Here is a 1266-nt window from a genome sequence, read left to right on the forward strand (position 1 = left end):
CACGGGCTGCCTTGCTGGATGGTTACCGGCTCACCGGTCGACGGGTCGGTGGCGTCCGCTTTCCCCCACCATCCCTTTGCCTGCAGTATCGGGGTCAGTTCTTTTTTGAACCAGCGCGCTGTTTTTCCCTCGGAAAGGGCTTTTGCCAGCGCCTGACGGATATCTTCCAGGATATCGAGGCGGGTGACCTTGGCCACGGTAAACGCCTCGGCGTGCGCCTCCTGCCACATCTCCTCCCAGTCCCAGGTGATGCGGTAACCCTTGGCCTTCAGATACGCAATGGCGCGCGCCGGCGGCAGGCCGAAGCACACGGACAAGTCGTCACTGCTGAGCACTGAGCCTCCCCGCGATTTTCGCCACAAAGAGAATGCGTGCCAGTCGCTCCTGCAACCGTTCGGCATCCATGCGCGGATAGATCTCCGCCAACATCCCCATCAGAGTATGCGGCGACTGGCCTTTTTCCACGGCGTCAAACAGCGGGGCCAACACCGGTGCAAGTACCTTGTCCAGATGGCCGGTATTTATCAACGCGTCCAGTGCGCTGTCCAGCGCTTCCTCAGGCAAGCCGGCCTCATCGGCCTGTGACTCGGCAAAGGCGGCATTGGTCAGTGGGGTCATGACAGCCGACTCACGCAGGTCGCCGGGCTGCAGGTTGTATTCACGCAGAAAATACTGGGGCGTGAAGATGGCGCCCGCCTGCGACAGGCTCAGATCACGCTTGGCCTGCGTCTCATCCACCGCGTCCTGCTCCCACAGTTCCCATTGCGGCATCGGCACGTCGCCGAAGTTCAGCTCGACCATATAGCGCAGCACCTGGTTGATGGCGCTCATGACCAGTTTGGCATCGCCGTCACGGATATCGGCGGTGACCTCAAGCCCGGCGACAGCGCTGGCCTTGTTGGCTGACGCTTCGGTAGTCTGGTTCTGCCCCAGCAGGGCGATAGTGATCTCCGAGCGTGCCAGCTCAATCAGGTGACGATAAACGTCACTCGATGCACCTTTGCCGGCGGACTCGATAATTTCGACCGATGCATCATCCGGGATGACCGCCACGGCGTCTTCCACCATCTGGTCGAGCGAATCCAGCAACAGGTCGATTTCCGCATCAGCCGTCCCCCGGGGATGCTTACCGACCAGCCAGGGACTGCCGTACTTCTCGGTAAAGCTCATCCAGAACCGCCAGCCGCCTTTCTTGAAGGCCACCGGCCAGAAACACATCGACAGGTCGGGGAAACCGTACGGGTTGTCGAAGGTCGCATCCTGCGT

Annotated in this window: 2 protein-coding genes; both read right to left on the minus strand. The window is 61.1% G+C overall.

Features of this window, described 5'->3' with window-relative positions:
• The coding region (locus tag AC4PR2_RS28915; protein WP_492176051.1) for a phage head morphogenesis protein at window positions 1-335 on the minus strand (335 nt) is incomplete at its 3' end.
• The coding region (locus AC4PR2_RS28920; RefSeq protein ID WP_492176052.1) for a phage portal protein family protein at window positions 322-1266 on the minus strand (945 nt) is incomplete at its 5' end. The genes AC4PR2_RS28915 and AC4PR2_RS28920, both read right to left, overlap by 14 nt.

Source organism: Serratia sp. A07, from assembly GCF_058725505.1.